Annotated in this window: 21 protein-coding genes and 1 pseudogene; 14 read left to right on the forward strand and 8 right to left on the reverse strand. The window is 60.7% G+C overall.

Annotated features, from left to right (window positions below; translation table 11 throughout):
- Nucleotides 1-36: 36 nt before the first annotated feature.
- Together MTX36_RS09510 and MTX36_RS09515 are read left to right on the forward strand one after the other, a co-directional pair.
- Nucleotides 37-519 carry a hypothetical protein gene (locus MTX36_RS09510; RefSeq protein WP_243619481.1) on the forward strand — a complete coding sequence of 161 codons (483 nt, stop codon included), beginning with the start codon at nt 37-39 and terminating at the stop codon, nt 517-519.
- On the forward strand, nt 516-1,898 hold the full coding sequence (locus tag MTX36_RS09515; RefSeq protein ID WP_243619482.1) for a tripartite tricarboxylate transporter permease: 1,383 nt from the start codon (nt 516-518) through the stop codon (nt 1,896-1,898). Before MTX36_RS09510 ends, MTX36_RS09515 begins: the two co-directional genes overlap by 4 nt.
- Before the next feature lie 777 nt (nt 1,899-2,675).
- Here the strand turns inward: MTX36_RS09515 and MTX36_RS09520 are convergent.
- The gene (locus tag MTX36_RS09520; RefSeq protein ID WP_243619483.1) at nt 2,676-3,053 is read right to left on the reverse strand and encodes a hypothetical protein; all 378 of its coding nucleotides are present in this window, start codon (nt 3,051-3,053) and stop codon (nt 2,676-2,678) included.
- Nucleotides 3,054-3,161: 108 nt separating this feature from the next.
- Complete coding sequence (locus MTX36_RS09525) at nt 3,162-3,326, reverse strand: hypothetical protein (RefSeq protein ID WP_243619484.1); 165 nt, start codon at nt 3,324-3,326, stop codon at nt 3,162-3,164.
- A gap of 55 nt (nt 3,327-3,381) precedes the next feature.
- Between MTX36_RS09525 and MTX36_RS09530 the strand changes: the two genes are divergently transcribed.
- The 4 genes and pseudogenes from MTX36_RS09530 (at nt 3,382) to MTX36_RS09545 (ending at nt 6,272) form a co-directional block, all read left to right on the forward strand.
- Nucleotides 3,382-3,744 (forward strand): GntR family transcriptional regulator, encoded by a 363-nt coding sequence (locus tag MTX36_RS09530; RefSeq protein ID WP_243619679.1) that lies wholly within the window; start codon nt 3,382-3,384, stop codon nt 3,742-3,744.
- Nucleotides 3,741-4,673, forward strand: a pseudogene (locus MTX36_RS09535) (ABC transporter ATP-binding protein). Before MTX36_RS09530 ends, MTX36_RS09535 begins: the two are co-directional and overlap by 4 nt.
- Nucleotides 4,670-5,410, forward strand: a complete 741-nt coding sequence (locus MTX36_RS09540) for an ABC transporter permease (RefSeq protein ID WP_243619485.1) — start codon at nt 4,670-4,672, stop codon at nt 5,408-5,410. The pseudogene MTX36_RS09535 and the gene MTX36_RS09540 overlap by 4 nt, the downstream one beginning before the upstream one ends.
- Nucleotides 5,411-5,831: 421 nt before the next feature.
- A complete protein-coding gene (locus tag MTX36_RS09545) occupies nt 5,832-6,272 on the forward strand; it encodes a VOC family protein (protein ID WP_243619486.1) in 441 nt (146 codons plus the stop codon).
- Here MTX36_RS09545 and bioD read toward each other — a convergent pair.
- Both bioD and MTX36_RS09555 read right to left on the reverse strand, forming a co-directional pair.
- Nucleotides 6,269-6,949: a dethiobiotin synthase gene (gene bioD / locus MTX36_RS09550; protein WP_243619487.1), complete on the reverse strand. Its 681-nt coding sequence runs from the start codon at nt 6,947-6,949 to the stop codon at nt 6,269-6,271. The two genes, MTX36_RS09545 and bioD, sit on opposite strands and share 4 nt — an antisense overlap.
- Nucleotides 6,946-8,091, reverse strand: a complete 1,146-nt coding sequence (locus MTX36_RS09555) for an 8-amino-7-oxononanoate synthase (RefSeq protein ID WP_243619488.1) — start codon at nt 8,089-8,091, stop codon at nt 6,946-6,948. Before MTX36_RS09555 ends, bioD begins: the two co-directional genes overlap by 4 nt.
- 47 nt (nt 8,092-8,138) lie before the next feature.
- Here MTX36_RS09555 and MTX36_RS09560 point away from each other — a divergent pair, with 47 nt between their 5' ends.
- Genes MTX36_RS09560 through treY form a run of 3 tightly spaced genes read left to right on the forward strand, consistent with a single transcriptional unit; the run spans nt 8,139 to nt 14,181 of the window.
- Nucleotides 8,139-9,437 carry an adenosylmethionine--8-amino-7-oxononanoate transaminase gene (locus MTX36_RS09560; RefSeq protein WP_374230460.1) on the forward strand — a complete coding sequence of 433 codons (1,299 nt, stop codon included), beginning with the start codon at nt 8,139-8,141 and terminating at the stop codon, nt 9,435-9,437.
- A 9-nt stretch (nt 9,438-9,446) separates the two neighbouring features.
- Nucleotides 9,447-11,690 (forward strand): glycogen debranching protein GlgX, encoded by a 2,244-nt coding sequence (glgX, locus tag MTX36_RS09565; RefSeq protein ID WP_243619490.1) that lies wholly within the window; start codon nt 9,447-9,449, stop codon nt 11,688-11,690.
- 10 nt (nt 11,691-11,700) lie between these two features.
- Nucleotides 11,701-14,181 (forward strand): malto-oligosyltrehalose synthase, encoded by a 2,481-nt coding sequence (gene treY, locus MTX36_RS09570; RefSeq protein WP_243619491.1) that lies wholly within the window; start codon nt 11,701-11,703, stop codon nt 14,179-14,181.
- Between the two features lie 349 nt (nt 14,182-14,530).
- Here the strand turns inward: treY and MTX36_RS09575 are convergent, their stop codons facing one another.
- A complete protein-coding gene (locus MTX36_RS09575; RefSeq protein ID WP_243619492.1) occupies nt 14,531-15,529 on the reverse strand; it encodes a polysaccharide pyruvyl transferase family protein in 999 nt (332 codons plus the stop codon).
- Nucleotides 15,530-15,633: 104 nt separating this feature from the next.
- Between MTX36_RS09575 and MTX36_RS09580 the strand changes: the two genes are divergently transcribed.
- A complete protein-coding gene (locus MTX36_RS09580; protein WP_243619493.1) occupies nt 15,634-16,512 on the forward strand; it encodes a glycosyltransferase family 2 protein in 879 nt (292 codons plus the stop codon).
- Between the two features lie 161 nt (nt 16,513-16,673).
- Here the strand turns inward: MTX36_RS09580 and MTX36_RS09585 are convergent, their stop codons facing one another.
- Together MTX36_RS09585 and MTX36_RS09590 are read right to left on the reverse strand one after the other, a co-directional pair.
- The gene (locus MTX36_RS09585) at nt 16,674-17,165 is read right to left on the reverse strand and encodes a hypothetical protein (protein ID WP_243619494.1); all 492 of its coding nucleotides are present in this window, start codon (nt 17,163-17,165) and stop codon (nt 16,674-16,676) included.
- Between the two features lie 44 nt (nt 17,166-17,209).
- On the reverse strand, nt 17,210-17,824 hold the full coding sequence (locus MTX36_RS09590) for a TetR/AcrR family transcriptional regulator (protein WP_243619495.1): 615 nt from the start codon (nt 17,822-17,824) through the stop codon (nt 17,210-17,212).
- 108 nt (nt 17,825-17,932) lie between these two features.
- Between MTX36_RS09590 and MTX36_RS09595 the strand changes: the two genes are divergently transcribed.
- On the forward strand, nt 17,933-19,114 hold the full coding sequence (locus MTX36_RS09595; RefSeq protein WP_243619496.1) for a GDSL-type esterase/lipase family protein: 1,182 nt from the start codon (nt 17,933-17,935) through the stop codon (nt 19,112-19,114).
- A 500-nt stretch (nt 19,115-19,614) separates the two neighbouring features.
- Here MTX36_RS09595 and MTX36_RS09600 read toward each other — a convergent pair whose 3' ends face one another.
- The gene (locus MTX36_RS09600) at nt 19,615-20,730 is read right to left on the reverse strand and encodes an NAD(P)/FAD-dependent oxidoreductase (protein ID WP_243619497.1); all 1,116 of its coding nucleotides are present in this window, start codon (nt 20,728-20,730) and stop codon (nt 19,615-19,617) included.
- A gap of 266 nt (nt 20,731-20,996) precedes the next feature.
- Here MTX36_RS09600 and MTX36_RS09605 point away from each other — a divergent pair, with 266 nt between their 5' ends.
- From MTX36_RS09605 to MTX36_RS09615, 3 genes are all read left to right on the forward strand, one after another.
- Nucleotides 20,997-21,614, forward strand: coding sequence for an SRPBCC family protein (locus MTX36_RS09605; RefSeq protein ID WP_243619498.1), 618 nt, complete (start codon nt 20,997-20,999; stop codon nt 21,612-21,614).
- Nucleotides 21,615-21,938: 324 nt separating this feature from the next.
- The gene (locus tag MTX36_RS09610; RefSeq protein WP_243619680.1) at nt 21,939-22,757 is read left to right on the forward strand and encodes an alpha/beta fold hydrolase; all 819 of its coding nucleotides are present in this window, start codon (nt 21,939-21,941) and stop codon (nt 22,755-22,757) included.
- Between the two features lie 75 nt (nt 22,758-22,832).
- Entirely contained in the window at nt 22,833-23,072 is a 240-nt protein-coding gene (locus MTX36_RS09615) for a hypothetical protein (protein ID WP_243619499.1), read from the forward strand.
- The last annotated feature ends 210 nt before the right edge of the window (nt 23,073-23,282 follow it).

Here is a 23,282-nt window from a genome sequence, read left to right on the forward strand (position 1 = left end):
TTCTTCTGCACACCGCTCGATACTGGAGAAACCCCCATGGCAGAACCACAGTCGGCAACGACGCCGACCACCCCGCCAGACGACGGCGCAACCGCGAAAGAGACGTACCTCGAAGTCTGGGGTGACACCGTCAACGGCCGCCACCTCGCGATCGCCGTCGTCGTCGGCAGCGTCATCGGCGCATCCGCCCTACTCGCCGCACAAGCGTTCTTCGAGCGTGTGGTCAGCGAAGCGTCGCTCGCCCAGGCCTACAGCCTGCTCGTCGGGATCGCAGCGTGCCTCGTTGCCGGAATCATCTGCGGCATCTTCATCAAGCCCAAACGCATCGTTGCTCTGGCCGCTGCGGACGTGGAATCCATCGACGGTGTCATCACGATGATGAGCGAACAACGCCAAGGCCTCGGCACTCTCGCTGACATCCCGGAGCAGAGCCAGAAGGAGCTTCACGAACTCGGACTCTACGAGCACTTTGCCGCCGCCGAAGCTGCGGCGTCGCAGAAGGAGGGCAAGACCTCATGAGTTCCGTGCTCACCAACGAAATCCTGATCGCCGTACTGTTCGGTATCATCGGCGCAGTCGCCTTCACGTTCATCGGTCTGATCTCCGGCACCGACGAAACTGCCACTATTGCACCGCTGACCCTGCTCGTGATTCTCCTCGGCGCACCCCCGGCGGCCGTCTTCACGTTCTTCCTCTCCGGTGCCATCGCCAAGCACATGACCCACGCTGTCCCGACGATGCTCCTCGGCATTCCCGGTGACACGATGGCGATCCCGCTGCTGCCCGAAGCCCAAATGATGCGCTCGCTCGGCATCCCGCACATCGCGCTCCGCAAGGCGATCTCCGGCGCAGTCGTCTCCGCCTTCGTAGCAGTGCCGGTCGCTGTACTGTTCGCAACCATTCTGGCGCCCTTCGCAGATACCGTGCAGTCGATAGCACCATGGCTGTTCCTGGTCGCGGCGATAGGTATCGCCTACGCATCCCCCGGCCGCTGGGCAGGCGTCGTCGCACTCGTTCCCTTCGTCGTCCTGATTCTCGGCGTTCGTGCACTCACGAAGAGCTACGACGTATCGCTCAACATCAGCTACTTCCTTGCCATCGCCGTCGGACCTCTGATCGCTGATCTCGCCCTGACCCTCGGCCCCTCCAGCCGTAAGGAAATGGAACGCAGCGAACCCAAGACCGTCGCGCTCGCTCCAGATATCAAGGGCTGGAAGGGTTACTTTCCCAACCCGCTCAAGGTCCTCGACAAGAAGCAGACCGCGTACACGGCAGCCGCGGCGACCGTCTCCAGTGCAACCTTCGTCTTCAGCCCCGTCGCCATGACGGTCCTGATGGGTGAACTGGTCGGTGCCCGCATCAAGAACGGCTACCACCGACTCACCACCATGGTCTCGGCCAAGAACGGCACCACGGAATCCACGTACATCGCGGAAACCCTCATTCCGCTGGTGGCCTTCGGTCTGCCGCTGAGCCCACTGGCCGCCGGACCGGCAGCTCCCCTGTTCAACGCACCGCCGGTCTTCGAGACCAATCAGGAAACCGGAGTTATCAATAACCTCTCCACGTACCTGACGCAGTGGGAGTTCCTGCTCTACGGCCTGCTCGCCGTCATCACCGCGACCGTCATCGCCTACCCCTTCGCGATGAACTACGCGTACCGGGCAGCCTCAGCCGTGGTCAAACACATCAGCCATGAGGCCGTCATCGCCGTGTTCACGGGCCTCGTCGTCGTCATCAGCATCTGGGAAGGCGGCATCCTCGGCCTCCTGATCACCGTGACCGTCGGACTGGTCGGCGGACTGCTGGGACGTCTGTTCAAGATTCACGGCGGCGTTCTGTTCATGGGTTACTACGTGGCCCTGTTCAGCGTGCCCGCCCTGATCAACCTGTTCTGACCCAACCCGGCGTATCGACTACTGGCCCTGCTGAACCAGATTTGCTGCCCACCGCCCTAGCGATGGTGTTGTCGGGACAGACACCCACAAATAAGTTCACGTCGGTGCAGTATTCGACGCCACCGCCGGTTTGCTCTCGACCATCAGCGTCCCCGCCGACTCGGACGGATTCTCCCAGTTACTCTCGTGGGATCCAGTTGAGCAGCATCTGCGCTGTTCCGATGCCGAGTTCAGGAACTAAACGGTCGTCTACGCAGACGCTCGGCTGGGATATCCCAGCCGAGCGTCTGCGTTATCTACTACGACCAGTGAACCAATTCACCCGGTTGCAAAGCCCCCTGAATCCACCAGCTTGAAAATCTGCCAGCCTACCGTAGATGTAAGTGCGCGACAGCTGCCGCTCTTTGTCGGAACGGACGAAAGGGATCGGCGCCACCAGGTAAGACTCCATGCCTTCGAGACGGCCCTACCCGGAACTGCTCATTCACGCACTTCTCCACCATTGCAAACTCGAGCGCCTGACATAGTCCGACTCCACTTCGGTGTAGTCACGGAGGCTGTTAGGTCTTCCGTTCGGGAATCATCATGCGGTCGCGAATGATTCAGCGCCAGCGGCGGAGATCGCCCGCGCGCTAGCTAGCCGAGTCAGGTAGCCCGTGTCACCATCACGGGACGCCGGTTCACCACTCGGACATAGGCGAATGAACACGAAATAGGCAGCCACACAAAATGGTTGGAACTGCGGTCGCACTATTCGCCGCGGCTATCGCATATCCACTACTGGCGGTAGATCTCCACGCGGGCATTGACAATCACTCCGGCATTCAACGAAGGAGCACCCCAATTTGTGCTGCATCCCCCCGCACCCTGACCTGTCGGCACAAACGAGCGACTGGACTGACTGTAAGGACCGATCGCATAAAGCGGAAAAGCGTTGGGAATACCGTGAACGCCCCAACATTCCACAATCAGCACGTACTCCCGCCCCGGCGACGCATCGGCGTCATGACAGGTTGCCGCCGCACTGAAGACATCCCGCTGTATGACGCAGTCCTGGGCATCCGCCTGAGCGGTACCGGAGCCGACGATCGCGGCGAAGGCCAACCCCGATACGACTGTCGCCGTACGTGTTGCACCGATAACTGTGCTTCTCAATGTAGATCCTCTCACTCGCAAGTACCCCTACTGTCGGCCATGAGCGATGAGACGTTACCTCTACTGTCGAACAACCCCGCGCGCCTGCCGCTTTCACGCTGATAACGACTACCCAGGGTGCGGAATCGCACCGAGTTCATGCGAAAGTAGCTGCCCCATACCGGCAACCAGGTCCATCACCGACTCGATCACGACCAACTGATCGTCGCCGATGTTCCGCCCAGGCACCCGAACAGCCGCGCTGCCGCCAGGGTTGCCAACCCACCCCAGCAAGTTCTATGGTTCATTACATGAGTAATGAACCAGTGAGCCTCAGGTGGCAATCCACATGATCGACGACGGCAGGCCACTGTTTCAGCAGATCGCCGACCAGATCGAGAGTTCGATCATCGACGGATCACTCCCTGAGGACGGACAAGTGCCCTCGACCAATGAACTCGCGGCATTCCACCGGATCAACCCCGCGACAGCAGCCAAGGGCCTCAATCAGCTCTTCGCCGCAGGGATCCTCTACAAGAAACGGGGAATCGGAATGTTCGTCACTGTCGGCGCACGCAACGCGCTCCGGTTCAGGCGCCGCGAAGCGTTCGCACGCCAATACATCGAGCCACTCGTCGCGGAGGCCGACCGCCTCCAGATTTCCCTCGATGAACTCAAATCCATGCTGAACGACACGAAGGTGACCCAATGAACGGGAGCATGACCACGACCGAATCCGCCAGGCGTTTCACCGAACCCGACCTCGCTGCGTCGATGCACGGAGTGAACAGGACATACGGGGACGTCGATGCGCTCTAGGACGTCTCGTTCGAAATCGGACGCAACAAAATCTATGGCTTGCTCGGCCGTAACGGCGCAGGCAAGACCACGATCATGCAGATCCTGACCGGCCAGGACCTGCAAACCAGCGGCGACGTCAAGGTGTTCGGCGCCGCCCCGTTCGAAAACTCGGACGTGTTGACAAACGTATGCTTCATCAAGGAAAGCCAGACCTACCCCGAAGATCTCCGAGTCAAGCATGTACTCGCTGCTGCGGGCCATTTACTGCCGAACTGGGACCACACGTTCGCTGAGGCACTGCTCGACGACTTCCAACTTCCCTTGGGCCGCAAGGTCAAGAAGCTTTCGCGCGGCATGCGGTCGTCATTGGGGGTCATCATCGGCCTCGCATCCCGCGCACCGCTGACACTCTTCGACGAACCGTATCTCGGCCTCGATGCCGTTGCGCGCCAACTGTTCTACGACCGACTGCTCGCCGACTACGCCGAACATCCCCGCACCGTAGTACTTTCGACTCACCTGATCGACGAGGTAGCCAATCTACTCGAGCACGTGATCGTCGTCGACCGCGGCAGGATCGTGGTCGACGAGGACGCGGACACCCTGCGCAGCCGCGCCGTCGTGGCAACCGGCCCAGTCGCTGCGGTGGATGCCTTCGCCACGTCCGGCACCGTCCTGCACCGTGAAACGCTCGGCACCCGTACCCGCACCACGGTGCAGGCCTCCGTGACCGATACAACACGGAACCGACTTCGGGAGGCCGGGGTCGAACTGGAGCCGGCGTCCTTGCAGGAACTCGTGATCGCGACCACCACACAGCGCAGGGAGACGACCAAATGACCACCACAACAACACAATCGCGCGCCGTTCCGAAGGCGCCCACCCAGTCCCGGATCGGCTCCGTCCTCCGACTGCACACGGTCGCCTGGCCACTGCTGATCGCCTGGCCTGTCGGCATCCTGCTGGTCTCGTTCCTGATCAGTTTCACCATCTACGCGATCGTCGGAAACGAACAGGACGAGGGATTCACCGGCAGCGTGTTCTCCGCCTACGGCTTCGTGCTCGCGTTCTACCTCCAGTCGATGGCTCAGACGTTCCCGTTCGCTCTCGGGCTGAGCGTGACCCGCCGCGAGTTCTTCACCGCAACCGCAGTGATGGCGGTGGCACAGTCCGCAGTCTTCGCCACCGTCTTGTTCCTGCTGTCGATAGTGGAATCCGCCACGAACGGCTGGGGCGTGCACATGCGCATGTTCGGTATCGCCCGCTATTTCACCGACAACGCGGCCGAGCAGCTACTTGCCCTGTTCGCGACGCTACTGCTGACCAGTTCGGTCGCAATGCTGACGGGTGCGATCTACCAGCGATGGCGGACGAGCGGCCTACTCACCGCCCTGACCGTGCTTTTCGGCACGCTCGGCTTGTCCGCGATCGTAATCACCTGGGCTCGATGGTGGCCGGCGATCGGATCGTGGTTTGTCGATGTCCCCCGAGTGGTGCCGATGACGCTGCTGCCCCTGACCTTGGCAATCGGGTGCCTCGCTGGGGCCTGGGCGACGTTGCGGCGTGCGACGCCGTGACCACCTCAACAAACGGAGTACTAATGCAGAGTCGGAAACCGATGAGTTTTCGAGCGGCGTCCGGTCTACCTGAGGTAACCGTCGATCGCTGTGTCCACAAAAGAAACCATGCGCCCGTTCGAGACCATCATCGGACGATGGAAGACATCGGGCACTGATCCCTCGGATTTATCTTCGGCAGTTGATTTCTGCCTGCGCCGACATACTGACCACGTTGAGTCGTGGACTTGTCTTCACAAATCAGCGCCTCAGAACCGGCCAAAATGAGACAACCCGTGGCCGTTGCGATTCATACAGGCAACTGCCGTGTCAAGATAAACAGCATGGATGAGGGCGCACAGCCGGTCACCGAAATCCCTGCCCCTGCCCCGGCTCCGGCCCGGCATCGAATCGGCAACACACCAAGTGGAGGATGGATCCCATGGCCCACGTACAACGTTTCGACCACATCGGAATCACCGTCGCGGACCTCGCGTCGGCAACGGCGTTCTTCGTCGGACTGGGTCTCGAGGTAGAGGGCACCGGATCTGTGGAGGGCGAGTTCGTGGAAACCGTGTGCGGCATCCCCGGCGCGCACTGTGAGATCGTCATGCTGCGACCGCCCGGTGAAGGGTCCCGGCTGGAGCTTTCGGCCTTCGTCGCACCAGACCACGTGCCCGGGTCGCCAACAGCGATGGCCAACGAGCTTGGGCTTCGTAACGTGTCCTTCGAGGTCGGCGACCTCCAGGCGGCCGTCGACGCGGTTGCTGCGGACGGGTACGGGCTCATCGGCGGCATCGGTGAGTACGAGAACAGCGTGCGAATGGCCTACGTGCGTGGACCCGAAGGGATCATCGTGTCCCTGTTCGAGCAGATCGGCTAGCGCGCGTGCGCGCCTTCAAAGTTCTCGAATGCCCGACGCGCAAATTCCTCGGAACCCACCTGGCCGGTACCAGCGGGCATCGAGCCGAGTAGCGGCACACCGGTAACCGACACGAGGTCTTCGCGATTACAGCGTTCGGCCAAATCCGGGTCGACGGGCCAGGATCCGATCACCAGTCCAGCGCACCTCACTCCCCGGGTTGCCAGTGCCTCGACGCTCAGGGCACTGTGGTTGAGCGTGCCCAATCTGGATGCAACCACCAGGAGCGCCGGAGCCGACAGTTCCACCGCGACATCGCGAATCGTGAATCCGCCGACGCCGAGCCGGACCAGCACGCCGCCGGCACCTTCGACCAGCGTCAGATCGTACGCAGCATCCAACTCTCGGGCCTTGTCCACTATCTCGTCGAGTGTGAGCATCGGCAAACCACTTCGCCGCGCCGCGGTATCGGGGGCTAGCGGATCCGGATACCGCGCTAGTTCGACCAAGCTCGCCCCGCCGCCGGTCAGTCGATCGATCTCGGCAAGATCCCCGGCCTCACCTGGTGCGACCCCGGTTTGCGCGGGCTTGAGAACAGCCACCGACTTGCCCGACTGCAATGCAGCCGACGCCAATGCCGCTGTCACCACAGTCTTTCCGACATCAGTCGATGTGCCCGTCACGATCAGAATGCTCATACCCGCACGCCTTCCAAGACCTCACCGAGCACACTGCTGATCACAGCCATCTCTGTTTCGGAGATGGTTGCCCGAGCCGTCAGACGCAGTCGCGACGTCCCCGCGGGGACGGATGGTGGACGGAAGCATCCCACATGCAAACCCAACCGTCGGCATTCGGCGGCCGCGTCGTACGCCCGCTGCGGGTCACCGAGAATCACTGACACAACGGCAGATTCCGGTTTTCCGACGCCGGTGATCGTTGCCAGTTCCGACGCCCGATCCAATACGTCTCGGGCTCGCGTCGACTCCCTGCGGAGAATTGCCAATGCTGCCCGGGCCGCTCCCACTGCTGCCGGTGCCAGTCCGGTATCGAAGATGAAGGTACGAGCGGCGTCGATCAGATGGGCACGAATCTTGTCGTGCCCCAAAACAACCCCGCCCTGGCTGGCGAGGGATTTCGACAAGGTTGCCGTCACCACGACGTCCGGTTCGCCGGCCAATCCGACCTCGTGCACTAACCCGCGGCCACCATTTCCGCGTACCCCAACCCCATGCGCCTCGTCGACGAGAAGAAGAGCGCCATATTCACGCGCAGCCTTATGCATCTCACGCAACGGCGCCAGGTCACCATCCGCGCTGAACACGGAGTCCGTGACTACGAGCGCTCGCTCCTCGGTTCTGGTTCTCAACTGCTCCGCAAGAAAATCCACATCGGAATGCGGGGCCACAACGACACGGGCGCGGGACAACCGGCAGGCGTCGACCAACGAGGCGTGCGATCCGGCGTCGGAAATTATCAGCGATCCAGGACCCGAAAGTGCCGTTACAGCGCCGAGATTGGCGGTATATCCGGAAGAGAAAACCAACCCGGCGTCAGCGCCGACAAACTCCGCGAGCTCGAGTTCGAGCAATTCGTGTTCAGTGGTGGTTCCGGTGACCAGGCGCGACCCGGTAGCGCCGGCGCCCCAGCGTTGCAGCGCCGCGATCGCACCCGCGACCACCTCGGGATGGCGGACCAACCCGAGGTAATCATTCGATGCAAGGTCGATCAACGGGAACTCCGCCGGCCGTGGGCGAAGCTCGCGGCGTAGCCCGGCCGCTCGGCGATCCGATTCGACGGCGGTGAGCCAGTCCAACGACGTGTTCATTTTTTCGACCATACTTGAACACCGTTCAAGCCACTAGCTAAGGTGCACGGGTGCACACAATCGGACTGGAATCGACAACTGTCTCCGCCATCGACGCCGAGCACCTCTGGCATCCGTACGGGGCATTTCCTGCCACTACTGCGCCTCTCGTCATCGACAGCGCCCAGGGCGCGACGCTGACACTGGCTGACGGGCGCCAACTCGTCGACGGCATGAGCTCATGGTGGGCCGCAATTCACGGGTACCGCAATCCGGTACTCGACGCCGCCGCGACAAGGCAGCTGAACAAGATGAGCCACGTCATGTTCGGCGGTCTCACCCACGAACCAGCGGCCCGATTGGCGCAATTGCTCGTCGAGATCACCCCCGACGGCCTCGACAAGGTATTCCTCTCCGATTCCGGCTCCGTGGCCGTCGAAGTCGCGGTCAAGATGTGCCTGCAGTACTGGCGCAGTCTCGGAAAACCGTCGAAAAATCGCCTGATGACCTGGCGTGGCGGCTACCACGGCGACACCTTTACCCCGATGAGCGTGTGTGATCCCGACGGCGGCATGCACTCACTCTGGACCGACGTCCTCCGGGCACAGATCTTTGCCGACGCTCCCCCGACTGACTACCGGACCGAGTACGTCCGGCATCTGGAAATGCTGCTGGCCGCGCACCACGATGAACTCGCAGCGGTCATCGTCGAACCGGTGGTGCAGGGCGCGGGCGGCATGCGATTCCACGACCCGGAGTACCTCGTCGACCTCAGAACGCTCTGCGACAAGTACGACGTCTTGCTCGTGTTCGACGAAATCGCAACCGGATTCGGCCGAACGGGCGAACTGTTCGCTGCCGATCATGTCAGCGTCAGTCCCGACGTCATGTGCGTCGGCAAAGCACTGACCGGTGGTTACATGAGTTTGGCCGCCACTCTGTGCACCACCGAGATGGCCGAAACCATCACAGCCGGTGACGGCGGCGGGCTGATGCACGGACCGACATTCATGGGTAATCCGCTGGCCTGTGCAATAGCCGTCGCATCAACCGAACTCGTAGTGGCAATGGACTGGCGACGCGACGTCCAGAATCTGAGGCGCAGGCTCACTCACGGATTGGCCGAAGCCATCTCGATCCCTGGCGTTGCGGACGTTCGAGTGCTCGGCGGAATCGGAGTCATCGAACTGGATCACCCGGTAGACATGCAGACCGCTACCGACGCCGCCGTCCGGTCCGGAGTCTGGCTGCGTCCCTTCCGCAATCTCGTCTACACGATGCCGCCGTACCTGTGTTCCGGGGTGGAGGTGGAACAGATCACAGCCGGAATGCTCGAAGTAGCGCGCAGTCAACAGGAACGCTCTCTCGTCGGGCGATAGGGTTCGTTCATGGATCACCCGCCGAGCGAACTCACTCCCCTTGCTGTGTGGCCCGGCAGCGCGTATCCCCTCGGCGCAACCTACGACGGTGCGGGCACCAACTTCTCGCTGTTCTCCGAGGTCGCGGATGCCGTCGAACTGTGCTTGATCGCGAAGGACGGGACCGAAACCCGAATCCGTCTGGACGAGGTGGACGGGTATGTCTGGCATGCGTACCTACCGTCCGTATCCCCCGGCCAGCGATACGGCTATCGGGTGCACGGGCCGTACGATCCCACTGCCGGACACCGCTGTGATCCCAGCAAACTGTTGCTCGATCCCTACGGCAAGGCATTTGCCGGAGACTTCGACGGAGATCGGTCGCTGTTTTCGTACGACGTCGAGGCTGTTGCGGAGCCGGAGCCAGAACCCGGCGACGACGCTGAAGACTCCGTGGTTCCTGTCGACCCTCCCAGCGTCGACGACGCGGACGCACTGGTAGACGAACCTACGACAATCTCTTTCCCTCAACATGATTCACTCGGTCACACGATGTCGACGGTGGTCATCAACCCGTTCTTCGACTGGGCGTCGGATCGTTCACCCGGGCGCCCGTACCACGAGACCGTCATTTACGAAGCGCACGTCAAAGGCATGACGGCCACCCACCCTGGTGTCCCGGAAGAACTTCGAGGAACGTATGCCGGACTTGCACATCCGGTGATCATCGAGCATTTGACCAACCTCGGAATCACCGCCATCGAACTGATGCCCGTCCATCAGTTCATGCACGATCAGGTCCTACGCGATCAGGGACTGCGAAACTACTGGGGTTACAACACCTTCGGATTTATGGCCCCGCACATCGACTATTCGTCGGCCGTGAAACCCGATGCGGCAGTGGCAGAATTCAAGGCAATGGTGCGCAGCTTCCATCAGGCCGGAATCGAAGTCATCCTCGACGTGGTCTACAACCACACCGCCGAGGGCAATCACCTGGGCCCCACCATCAGTTTTCGCGGAATCGACAATGCCGCCTACTACCGGCTCGTCGACGGCGACGAGGCCCACTACATGGACTACACAGGCACCGGCAACAGCCTCAACGCCCGCCATCCGCACACCCTGCAGTTGATCATGGACTCATTGCGGTACTGGGTCACCGAAATGCATGTCGACGGATTCCGCTTCGATCTTGCGTCGACTCTCGCCCGAGAACTGCACGACGTCGATCGCCTGTCCGCGTTCTTCGATCTGGTGCAACAAGATCCGATCGTGAGCCAGGTCAAACTGATCGCCGAACCCTGGGACGTCGGCGAAGGCGGCTACCAGGTGGGCAACTTCCCCGGATTGTGGACCGAGTGGAACGGCAAGTACCGCGACACTGTCCGCGACTACTGGAGAGGAGAACCCGCGACGCTCGGCGAATTCGCCTCCCGCCTCACCGGATCTTCGGACCTCTACGAGGCGACCGGCCGACGGCCGGGTGCAAGCATCAACTTCGTGATCGCCCACGACGGGTTCACGCTCCACGATCTCGTCTCGTACAACGACAAGCACAACGAGGCCAACGGGGAGAACAACAACGACGGCGAATCTCACAACCGATCCTGGAATTGCGGCGTCGAAGGTCCGACGGACGACCCCGAAATCCTCGAACTGCGTGGCCGCCAAAGCCGCAATATCCTCGCCACTCTGATGCTGAGCCAGGGCACTCCGATGCTCGCACACGGCGACGAGATGGGCCGCACCCAGCAAGGCAACAATAACGTCTACTGCCAGGATTCCGAACTGTCGTGGATGGACTGGTCACTCGCGGAGACCAATGCCGATCTTATCGAGTTCACCAAGCGCGCCATCGCATTACGCGCAAAGAACCCCGTGTTCCGGCGTCGACGCTTCTTCGAAGGACAACCCATCCGGAGCGGTGATCAGAGTCGCGACATCGCCTGGCTCACTCCGGCCGGCGAAGAAATGACGCCGGCCGACTGGGACAGCGGTTTCGGAAAGTCGTTGGCGGTATTTCTCAATGGCGAGGCAATCCCCGAACCCAACTATCGCGGCGAACGGGTCATCGGAGATTCATTTCTTTTGTGCTTCAACGCGCATTACGAATCTATGGAGTTCTCGACTCCGAACTCGGACTACGCATCGGAATGGACTGTTGCACTCGATACCTCGGCGCCGACGGGCGAGAGTGGCGTCGTGATCACCGCTGGGACAGTTCTCGACGTCAAAGCCCGCGCATTGATGGTCCTTCGCAGAACAGCCTAAGGAGAGCACAATGGCGCCGATCACCAGTACATACCGATTGCAGTTGCGGCCCGACGCCTTCACCCTCCATGATGCAGCAGAGTTGGTCGATTACCTTGACGGACTAGGCGTCTCGCACCTCTATCTCTCCCCCATTCTGACTGCTACCTCCGGATCGACGCATGGCTACGACGTCACCGATCCGACGACGGTTTCCGAAGGGCTCGGCGGCCGAGGTGCGGTGGTCGAACTTGCTCGTCGCGCCGGTGAACGCGGCATGGGGTTGATCGTCGATCTGGTACCCAATCACGTCGGCGTCGCCAAGCCGCAGGAAAATGCCTGGTGGTGGGATGTTCTCGCACACGGGCAGTCTTCGGAGTACGTACACTTCTTCGACATCGACTGGAACCATGACAACGGCGCTGACGGAAAGCTCGCACTCCCGGTCCTGGGACAACCGGCGGATCTTGATGCCCTGCAGATCGACTACAGCAGCGGCGCACCGCTACTCACGTTCTACGAGCACCGGTTCCCGATCATGCCGGGAACCGAATCGGGTTCGCCGAGCGAGGTTCACGAGCGACAGGCCTACCGGCTGGTCCCGTGGAACGCCGGAATCAGTACCTACCGAAGGTTCTTCACGGTCAATGAACTGGCTGCACTACGTCAGGAAGACCCCCGCGTATTCGAACTGTGCCATCGCGAACTGAAAACCTGGGTCGACGAGGGATTGATCGACGGAGTTCGGATCGACCATCCCGACGGACTGGCCAATCCCGCAAGCTATCTCGCACAACTACGTGAACTTATCGGCCCGGACCAATGGATCGTGATCGAGAAAATTCTCGGGCACACCGAACCGCTCGATCCACTACTCCCCGTCGACGGCACCACCGGCTACGACGCTCTGAATCAACTCGGCGGCGTTTTTGTCGATTCGCGTGCCGAACACGAACTTTCCGAACTGTCCGCAGCCTTGACTGGAAACGACGGCGATCGTGCCTGGCTCCACCACACGGAACGTCAGTTGAAACGGGAGACCGCACGAAGTGATCTTGCGCCTGAAATCCGCCGACTGGTGCGTGCGATCCAACTCGAAACCGGAAGTCTGTGCAGCAACAAGGCGTTGAACGACGCCGTCGTTGTAGCCGTTGCACGCATGCCCGTGTATCGCTCCGACTACAGTCCACTGGCCGGCCTGACTGCTCGCATTTTTGGTGAGATCCACGAGCTTGCTCCCGGCTACGAGGAACCGTTCAACGCTCTGGCACAAGCACTTTCCCGCGGCGGGGAAGCTGCCATCCGCTTCCAACAGATATGCGGCGCGGTGATGGCAAAATCCGTCGAGGATCGATTGTTTTACCGGACAGCACGGTTGATCTCCCGTCAGGAAGTCGGCAGCAATCCCGCCGCGTTTGCCGTGTCCGTTGCCGAATTCCACCTCGCCAATGCCGATCGTGCACGCCTGTGGCCCAAAGCTATGACTGCCCTCTCTACTCACGACACCAAACGCGGAGAAGACGTTCGCGCGCGCATCAGTGTGCTATCTCAGATGCCGACACTGTGGTCTCGGCTGATTCGGGATTGGGAAGAGTCGGCCCCCAGTCCTGACGCTTTGACGGGGTTGTTCCTGTGGCAGAACCTCGTCGGGTCCTGGCCGGTGGGTGAACCTGCGCCCGATTTCCGATCACGGTTTCACGCTTACGCGGAGAAAGCGATTCGCGAAGCCGCAGTGCGGACCTCGTGGAACTCTCCTGATTCGACGTTCGAGGCTGCCGTTCACCACTGGATCGACAACGTCATCGACGGCCCGGTCGGACAGTCGATTACAGAACTGGTATTGCACATCGCACGTCACGCCTGGTCAGACTCGTTGGGCCAGAAGCTCCTTCAGATCTGCGGTCCCGGAATCCCGGATATCTACCAGGGCACCGAACTGTGGGAAGACTCCCTCGTCGACCCGGACAACCGACGCCTGGTCAACTTCGACATCCGGCGATCGATGCTGCAAAGTCCGGTGACTCCCGTCGACGCCACCGGCGGCGCGAAGTTGCACCTCGTCCGGACAGCTTTGCAGCTCAGACGTAAGAACCCCGACTGGTTCGTGGGCGGAACCTATCGGCCGATTCTGGCGTCAGGTGCCAGATCCGGCCACGTCATCGCGTTCTCGCGGGGACCGGTGGGAGAGGAACCCACAGTCATCGCGGTGACGACACGCCACTCGGTGATTCTGGCCGATCACGGATGGGGCGACACAACGCTCAATCTTCCGGACGGTGACTGGACCGATATCTTGAACGGACGCCCGGTCACGTCGAATCGGATGCTGGCCATCCTTGCCGGTAGCCCGACGGCTCTGTTGGTCCGCCACACGCCCACATCGCCGAGCAACAGCAGCTCCCCACCCGCCGCCGGCACTCGCCGAACAATCGACCCGAACCCAGCCGGCACCCAACCGACTCGACGATCACCCACGACCGGGACATGTCATCACCCCGGGTCACAAGCCTGAAACGGCACAACTTCCCTACACGAACCTGTAATCTCACCCAGTTCCCAGGGTCGACCGCATACATGCCCTCGTCGTCGATCCACATGTCCCGACCGGGAGCCACGCACACCGCGTCGACAGCGCAGCGCGCAGCGCCAACGCACCGATCCGCCGTTCTCGAAGGGTCACGACAGGAGAAGCCGCACAAGTTCGGCTTGGCGGTGCGTGCCGGTCTTGTCGAAATTGTGCTGGAGGTGGGTCCTGATGGCACTGTCACGTTAAGCAATCAAGCGCTGATTGTGGTCGATCCGTGCTCGGAAACCTCCCCCCTCATACTGTCTAACAAGCTGGGGGTTTCGTCGTGCAGCAATCAAGAAATCGAAGATTCCACGAATGCGGTCGCTTCGGCCTGGGACTCAAGAAATGTCACTCCCGGAGCTATGTTCAAGTAATCCTCGTAGATCGCCCGGACCTTGCCGTTCGCGTTGTCGAATGCGGCTACTTCACGTCCGATCAGCACGGCCAGGATTGTTGCGTGGAGTCTGTCGGTAACTACTACCGTTCCGTCCGACAGATTAGCGATTGCACGATTAACCGCTGCGGCGGAAATCTTCTCGTAAAACTTTGCGACGGTAGGCTGCAATCGTCTGCCAAGTTTCGGGAACTGCATCGCAAACGCGGCGGGGATATGCAGGTAGTGCCACTGAGGCGCGCTACCGATCTCCCAGTCTCGCTGCCTGACGGTGACCCCACTGCTCGGCAGGTATCCGTTCTCTGGGATCGACTCCGAATCGGCGCGCTTGAGGTACAACACATCTACTGAAGCTTTGCCTGCGGGTTTCAGTGCGCCAACCCCGAATGCCAAGTCAGGACAGAACACAACCCTGCAGGTGGGGAACCAGGCACGTGCCTTGCGCAGGCTTACAGTGTCTCTGATCAGAATGGTCAGATCCGGATGAGCGCCGAAAATCGACTTCGCCGCCGTGAGGCGAGGCGACTCGTCGGAAAAGTCCACGCTCTGGGGCAGTTGGATGATCTGTCGATCCGGGAAATCCTGAATGACGCGCTCTCGAAAATCTTGGTCGACAGTCCACCGATCGCCGAGGTTTCCGCCACCGGTCAGAAGGATGGGCCCGTCTGGTACTAAGTCGCGAAGTATCGCGGCGTCGTACCTTAAAGGATCCGCGGTGTAGTCGACTTGAACACTCAACTGCTTGAGGTACTTCAACTGCCCGAGCCAGATCAGATGATCGCCCGCGTTGAAGTGATCCGGAAAATCAAGAAGCGCAACACTCTGCCCGGGCTCGAAAAGGGTTCGCAGGACCGTCAGCGTGGCGGTCTGAATTTTGTCGATCGCAATTGTTTCCATTGCGAGAAGTATCGCTCCTGATCGCAGTTGACGCCTAACCTCGCCTTCTATTCTCAACACGGAGGTAGTTAGCAAAACTTTAGACTGAACGGTATATTCGACAAGTGCCCCCCAGTCTCGTCTCGGTCGTCATTCCCACGTACAACGGCGTCGATGTCATCGACGAACAACTTCAAGCGCTGTCTTCACAGCAATACGACGGTTCGATGGAAGTGATTGTCAGCGACAACAACTCCACAGACGGGTTGCGGAACTTCATTGAGGATCATCCGCAGGCAGGCCGACTGAACCTGCGGTGGGTGTCGGCTTCCTGTAAGCAAGGAATTTCCCATGCGCGAAATATCGGAGTAGCCGCAGCGTCCGGCGATTTTGTCGCATTCTGCGATGCGGACGATCGGGTTCACCCGACATGGCTGAGCGCATTGGTCGATGCCGCCCCCGGAGCGGACCTCGTCAGTGGCGCGCTGGAAACGGCGTCGATCAATTCGGATGAGGTTCAGATGTGGCGACGCCTTGAGCCTCGGGACGAACCGTACTCGTACGCGACATACTTGCCCCACGCGATGGGCTGCAATTTCGGCGTATGGAAGTCGTCCTACCAGGCAGTCGGCGGCTGCGATGAAGACATGCTGATCGGCGAAGATGTGGATATTTCCTGGCGGATGCAGCAGGCCGGAATGACATTTGCCTACGAACCGAGCGCGCTGGTGGCATACCGCTTACGCGAAGGGTTGAAGGCAGTATGGAAGCAAGCACAGGCGTACGGCACCGCAGACGCGATCCTGTACGCAAAACATCGCCACCATGGATTCCGCCGATCATCCTTTCGCTCAGTCGCCACTGAGGTTGCAGGACTTCTTCTTCTCAATCCTCTTGTCCCACAAGCTTTGACAAGTCTGCCACGCGGCAAGTGGGTCACCCACGCCGGGCACCTGAGTGGACGGATCGTTGGCAGCGTTAGCCAGCGTGTGTTCTACCTCTGACAGACAAAAAGCTCCCCACTCCAATATGGGAGTGGGGAGCTTTTCATTTGCTAGGTCCGTGCGTGCCAGGGTGAGTTGAGTCCACCGATTCACAGCAACCCCACCTGATGCAGGGCGAGATACGGACCGACCGAACATGACCACCGCGACCGCACCAGCGATCACAGACCACAACGAACCGAGGGAGTAAGCACATCCAGAGCCGACGGACCGCGCTGGCGCCGCATATTCGGAAATCGGGCTGATCGGATCCTGATCTGGGTAACCGATGATTCCCTCACCGCGACTTCTCTCGACAAGACGGCAGCGAGATAATCCTCGTGGCGCCATCCATCGCTGCGGGACTGCTCCGCGAGCCGTACTGCCGATTCCCGAATACGCGGCGCCTTCATCACCTGGGCGTAGTGCTCGATGTCCTTGACCGGATCCACGGCACCCATCCTGCACCCAATCATCATTACATGATGCAGCGCAGCAGAATTCAACTCCGACGCTCGATCGTAGTCGCCCAGATCCCCGACCAACTGGTCCGCATCGCCGGCAGTCGGTGCCGGGTTCTGGAACTGCTCTCGCAACCGGGCGGCCGATTCCACGAGCAGTGGATCAGTGACGGTCAGCCCCCGAGACGATCGCCGTTCGCGCTCGGCGAGCACTCGACCTTATTTGTTGACTGAATCCTGACCTCGAGGATGCCCCCTCACTCCTCGCGGATGGAGGTGTTCACTTCGTCCGAATCTCGATTCTGCGGAGCGGACCAATTGGCCAACATCGAATCGAGTGCCTCGAGGATCCTGGACCAACTTTCGGCGCTGTCCGGTGCACTGTGGCTGAACGATCCGCCCAACTCGAGGCTGGCATATCCATGGAAAACGCTGCCCAACAGACGAACTGCATGAATCTGGTCAAGGTCGGTAAGGTTGTACCCGCGCAGAATTGACCGCATCATCTGCGAGTGTCTGAAGCCCGCACTCGCGGCCGCAATCTCCGGGGTAAGGCGCATCTGTGACGCGGCGTACCGACCGGGGTGCGTCCTCGCGTAGTTGCGATAGACGTTCGCGAAAGCGGTCAAGGCGTCACGGCCGGACCGACCGGCCACGGCGTCGGCAGCCTGGTCGGCCATCTCTTCCAATGCGAGCAGCGTGATTCTGGTTTTGAGGTCGTGCGAACTCTTCACGTGGGAGTACAGGCTTGCACCCTTGACGTCGAACACTCTGGCGACTGCCGATACGGTGACCTGCTCGAAGCCGACTTCGTCGGCCAATTCGGCACCCGCCATGGCGAGGCGTTCGGGCGTGAGTCCTGCGCGAGGCATATCCGTTGGTCCTGTTCGTGGAAAAGAAAAATCCGTTTGCCTATAGAGCATAGGCAAATTACTGTGCACTGTAGCAAAACCTACGCGAACTATGTACAGGTGAACAACATGCACAGCCAGAGCAACTGGACTACTACCGTAATTTCCGAGGACATCGTGCGCGGAGCCCTCGAGCTCGAGCGGACCGAACGCGGTGTGCTGACACACCGTTTACCCGCCCGGGCTCGCACACAATTCGCTGACGGGCGGATGGCAATGGCGCAATCACAACCATCCGGAGTGCGACTGGTGTTCCGCACCAGCGCTACGGCCATCGAACTCGACACTTTGCCCACGAAAATGATCTACACGGGTGCCCCGCCACGACCACAAGGGGTGTACGACCTGATCGTCGACGGCGAACTAGCCGGGCACGCAAGTGCCACGGGCGGAAACACGGTGACGATCGACATGGCTACCGGTATCGCCCAGAGAGAGTCCGGACCCGTCAGCACCATCCGTTTCGCGGACCTGCCCGCTCGATCAAAGACCGTCGAGATCTGGTTGCCGCACAACGAAACCACCGAACTTGTCGCATTGCGGACCGATGCTCCACTCGAACTCGAGGTCGACACGGCGCGCCGCGTGTGGCTCCATTACGGTAGCTCGATCAGCCAAGGCTCCGGCGCTGAAAGTCCCTCCGGTACTTGGCCTGCTCTAGCCGCCTCCCTCGGCGGCGTGGATCTGATCAACCTCGGGTTCAGTGGCAGCGCTCTGCTCGACCAGTACGCCGCCCGCGCGATGCGAGACACTCCAGCTGACCTGATCAGCATCAAGATGGGCATCAATCTGGTCAACTCCGACGTGATGCGGCTGCGGGCCTTCACATCAGCAGTGCACGGTTTCCTCGACACGGTCCGCGACGGCCATCCGGCGTCTCCACTGTTGGTCGTTTCGCCTCTCTATTGCCCTATCCACGAGGACACGCCAGGACCTGGCGCCTTCGATTTCGAAGCGCTCGCCAGAGGCGAAATGCGGTTCGTTGCCACCGGAGATCCCGCCGAGCGCGCAGCCGGCAAGTTGACGCTGCGCATTGTTCGGGAAGAGTTGGCGCGCATCGTAACCCAGCGAGCCGTCGATGATCCCAATCTGCATTACGTCGACGGGTGTGATCTCTACGGTGCTGCCGAGAACGCGGAGTTGCCGCTTCCCGATCAACTCCATCCGGACGCCGCAACCCATCGTCTGATCGGCGAACGCTTTGCCAAACGTGCATTCGCGGGCAACGGCATATTCGCGGGCAAGGTGTGATCGCGCAATCTGGTTCGGCTCACACCACGGTGAGACGAATGAGTGGGTACTCGCGATCGGACTTGCTCTGATACTTGGCGATTCGCGGGTTGCGCGGTGGACACCTGCTGCCACGCATCCTCGCGATCGTCGCCTTCGAGTTCGTGAGCCGTCACTGGTACGGGAATGCCCACTGACCCGTTTCCGCAGACGCGCTGCTGCTCGGTCTCCGGATCAGCGGAGTCTCGGTGTCGTCATAGTGCGCTATTCCGTCACCGTGTCCATGGATTCCTGTCTCCACGAGCTGCGCCCTCGTCGACAACGTGCTCGTCGGGCATGAAATGCTCCTGGTCTGTCGGTTGATCCGGTGAGGACGTCCGTCTTCCTCTGAGGCGGCGGGAGTACCAGCGATGACTGGTCACACATCCGCCCACATCGACTACCGACCTTAAAGTGCAGCAACGGATTTCGAAGACCCTCACCCGACACGCGAAATCAATTGCGTTAAATCTCAACGATACTCACGTCCAACTGTAGAAGATCGGACGGCGCGGCAGGATGCCCCAGTCCGTGGTCGACGAGCAGATTCGCTCCTTAACGAACGCACCTACCCGGCCGCCGACGACCAACCTCGTCACCAGGTCAGCGCTGGTCGTGCGTTGAAACACCCCCGCTTGTCGTCCCAGACTGACACACTGCCCGACAAACTTCGCTGCAACCGGTTTCGGAGCGGAGCCGTCTAGTCTGCGCTTGATGGTTTCTGCGGCATGAACTCCCGTAGGACGTGCGGCCTGGCAACTCATCCGGAACGAGAGATCGCTGATCGCGACGGCGTCGCCGGCTCCCACGATGTCGGGGTGGGTGATGCATTCCAATTGGCGGTCCACCTTCAGTCGGCCGATACCGTCGACAGGAAGACCACTCCGTCGGGCAAGGTCGGGGACGCCGAATTCCGTGGTGAGTACCGCGCAATCAGTTGGAATGGCACGGCCGTCGGAAAGCTCACACGACCGCTTCCCGATCCGCGTGACCCGCGATCCGGTGATGATCTCGACGCCAAGAGTCGTCAATGTGCGAACGATCATCGATCGTGCCTTCTCCGAAAGCTCCGGAGCAAGAACACCTCCGGTGAGCAACGTGATTCGACCACCTCGCTTCTCGGCAAGTTCGGCGGCGGTCTCGATGCCTGTGAGCCCACCGCCGACGACGCTGATCGAGGCGTCATGTGCCAGTGTCGCGAGCTTCGATTTGAGACGTATCGCGTCCTCGAATTCTGAGATGGCGAAACCGTACTCAGTAGCGCCCGCGATCGCACTGCGACTCTGGCGACTTCCTACGGCGTAGACCAGGTAGTCGTAGTGCAGTGTCCTGCCGCCATCGAGAACGAGATGCTTTGTGGCGGCGTCGATATCAGCGACAGTTGCGACGACGAGGGTTGCCCGCTGTGGCAGCGCCCTAGCGAGGGACACCGTCGCGTCGTAGTCCCCCGCGACCATCTGATGAAGCCGAATCCGCTGCACGAAACAATTCCGTGGATTCACGATGGTCACCGAGATTCCCGACGATCCGCGCAGCAGACGCTTTGCGGCCATCACTCCTGCGTAGCCTGCACCGATAATGACAACATGCGTGCCCATACTTCCCCATTTCACCGTTGACGCGGATAGAGGCAAGATCTTGTTTCCGACGGTATAGAGCACACACACCAGAACGCTATGGCGACAGACACATTCCGTTGCCCATGTGCTGCGCATCTTGTTAGGTGGGCTCAGGCGTCGACCCGGCAGGCTACGGCTGGTCCGATTTCGCCAGACATCACACTCACTGACCTACCCGCCCCAACGTCATTGGCCTCGCAGTGAAAGTCGATCACACGGCAGGAGCACACAGATACAATCCGGCGATGCCGAGATGGTTCGAGATGCAGCCCTGCGACGACACCTTCCTCACCACCGCACCCCTGCTCAACCGATTCTCGATCGACCTACCCGTCACCTCCGCCACCGCCTGGTCCGAATGCACCCGCCCCGGAGCACTGTCGTGGTGCACACTCATCACCGGATCGCGCTACCTCACACCACCACAGGGCATCGATACCGTGAGGGAATTGTCGATGCGACCCTCCGCGATCAAAGCACGAGAGCACTACTTCCGGTGGGAAGAAGAACCAAACATCCGATACCGCAACACTTTCTATGCCGCCGCGTTCACGGTGCCAGGACTGCAGCGGTTCGCCGAGGACATGCTCGTCGAGGAAATCGCCACAGGATGCAGACTCACCTGGACATTCGCCATCGAACCGAAACCCCCCGCTCCGCGCGCCGCTCACGCTTGGCTCCACCATCATCACGAGCGCCTTGCGCCGGACCGTGAACGATACAAAGATCTACTTCGACCAACTGTCGGCGAACTCCCACCACTGAGGCTGCGCACGCGCGCGACGTCGTGTGCACGCCGGAAGGGACCCGAAGACGCTGGGTGTTGCACGGATCGACCACCGGGAATCGATCACTCCTCGTAGACCAGCTGAGACTCCGTCCTGTTCACCGATCTCCACTCAGATTCTGACATGCCGGATGCCGACTGAGGCTCGCCGGAGCCGATAACGGACAGGGGCCAGTCGGCCTGTTCGAGCAGCGGATCGTGTTACCCGACGGAGGCTGGGGGCTTTCCTACTGGAGGATCGCGCTACAGGCCTGGCGGCCCGGCACCGCAGGGCGGCCACAGATCTACCCAACTGGCAGCGTCAACGCGCACCATTCCCACACGCAGGCTCTAGACACTTCCGTATCCTGCGTGTCACTACTAGCTAGTGCAAAGACACGACGGAGGCTTTGTGAAATCCATGAACCGGGCTGGATCGGGTGAGCCTGTACTGCTGCTGCACGGATACACCTTGTCCCACCATTCATGGCACAGAGTTGTCGACAACCTTTCCCGTGACTACGACGTCCTCGCGATGACAATGCCAGGACACTGGGGCGGACCTCGTCTACGACTGCGCGACACAGGGGTCCGCGGGATCGCCGACGGCGTCGAACGTGAACTCGACAAGCTCGGTTGGGAAACCTGCCATATAGCCGGAAGCTCACTAGGCGGAGAGATCGGATTCGAACTCGAACGTCGCGGCCGCGCAAGATCCCTCGCTGCAATAAACCCCAGCGGAGGATGGAAACGATTCTCCTACAACGAATTTAGACTTGGCCTGATATTTGTCGCACAGTTTCCGCTCGCCGCTGCTGCCCGCGTGTTCGGTGATCGAGTGGCGACTCGCGAAATCTTTCAACGCCCGATCATCCGAAACTGCGTCAATGACATGACTGCGGTCACCCCCGATGACGCTGCAAACACGATCCGCGCAGTCTCTCACTGTCCCATCTACCTTCCTATGCAACTCGCCTATCTCCGCGATGGACCGCTCACAGACCAGGACATCCGGCGTGTCACCGCGCCGACATCGTTGATACTGTCCGAGTTCGACACCTTCCTCACCCGGAAAAAATGCATGCAGCGACTGATCAATCAATTGCCCGGTCACGTCGAAGAGGTCACCCTCTCGGGCGTCGGCCACATTCCGATGCTGGAGAATCCCGAGATCGTTGCCGATGCCCTCCGCACCCACCTTGTCGGGGTGGCCGATCGACAACCTGGGCGAGCCCTCTGATCCGTTCCGCCATCCGGTTAACCAGACCACGGGCCCTGATCAGTCGAACGCCCTGCTGTCGAGATGCAGCGAAGATTGGCTGGACACACCTCCGCTGCTGCACTGTACGAAGAGCTTCGAGCATTGGGATATCGAGCCAGCTACGGAACCGTCCGCAATTACCTCCGTCCGTTCCGCGGGATAGGTTCAACCGCCACCACCTACGCCGAAAGTGCCGAAAGTGCCGAAAGTGCGGCGAATTACCTCGTGGATGTTGCGCCATCCCACCCGGCCTCGGGAGGCATCGATTTGTGGCTGAAGCCAGAGATTCCCTAGGCCATCGAGGCCAAAACCAAAGCAGAAGATTCCGGATATACCTCGAGGCGGTTCCTCAACACCCCTGAAAAGGCTCGCGGTCAACTTCCTGTCGATCAAGTCCGCAACGTCCGGATCTCAAATGTGGTCGCCCCGCCATTGCCGGAAGGACCGCGAGTTCATCCTCCGGTTCCACACTGCATGGACCTACCTGTAAATACCAACATCGGA

This window comes from Rhodococcus sp. ARC_M6, from assembly GCF_022810305.1.
Taxonomy (GTDB): Bacteria; Actinomycetota; Actinomycetes; order Mycobacteriales; family Mycobacteriaceae; genus Rhodococcus_F.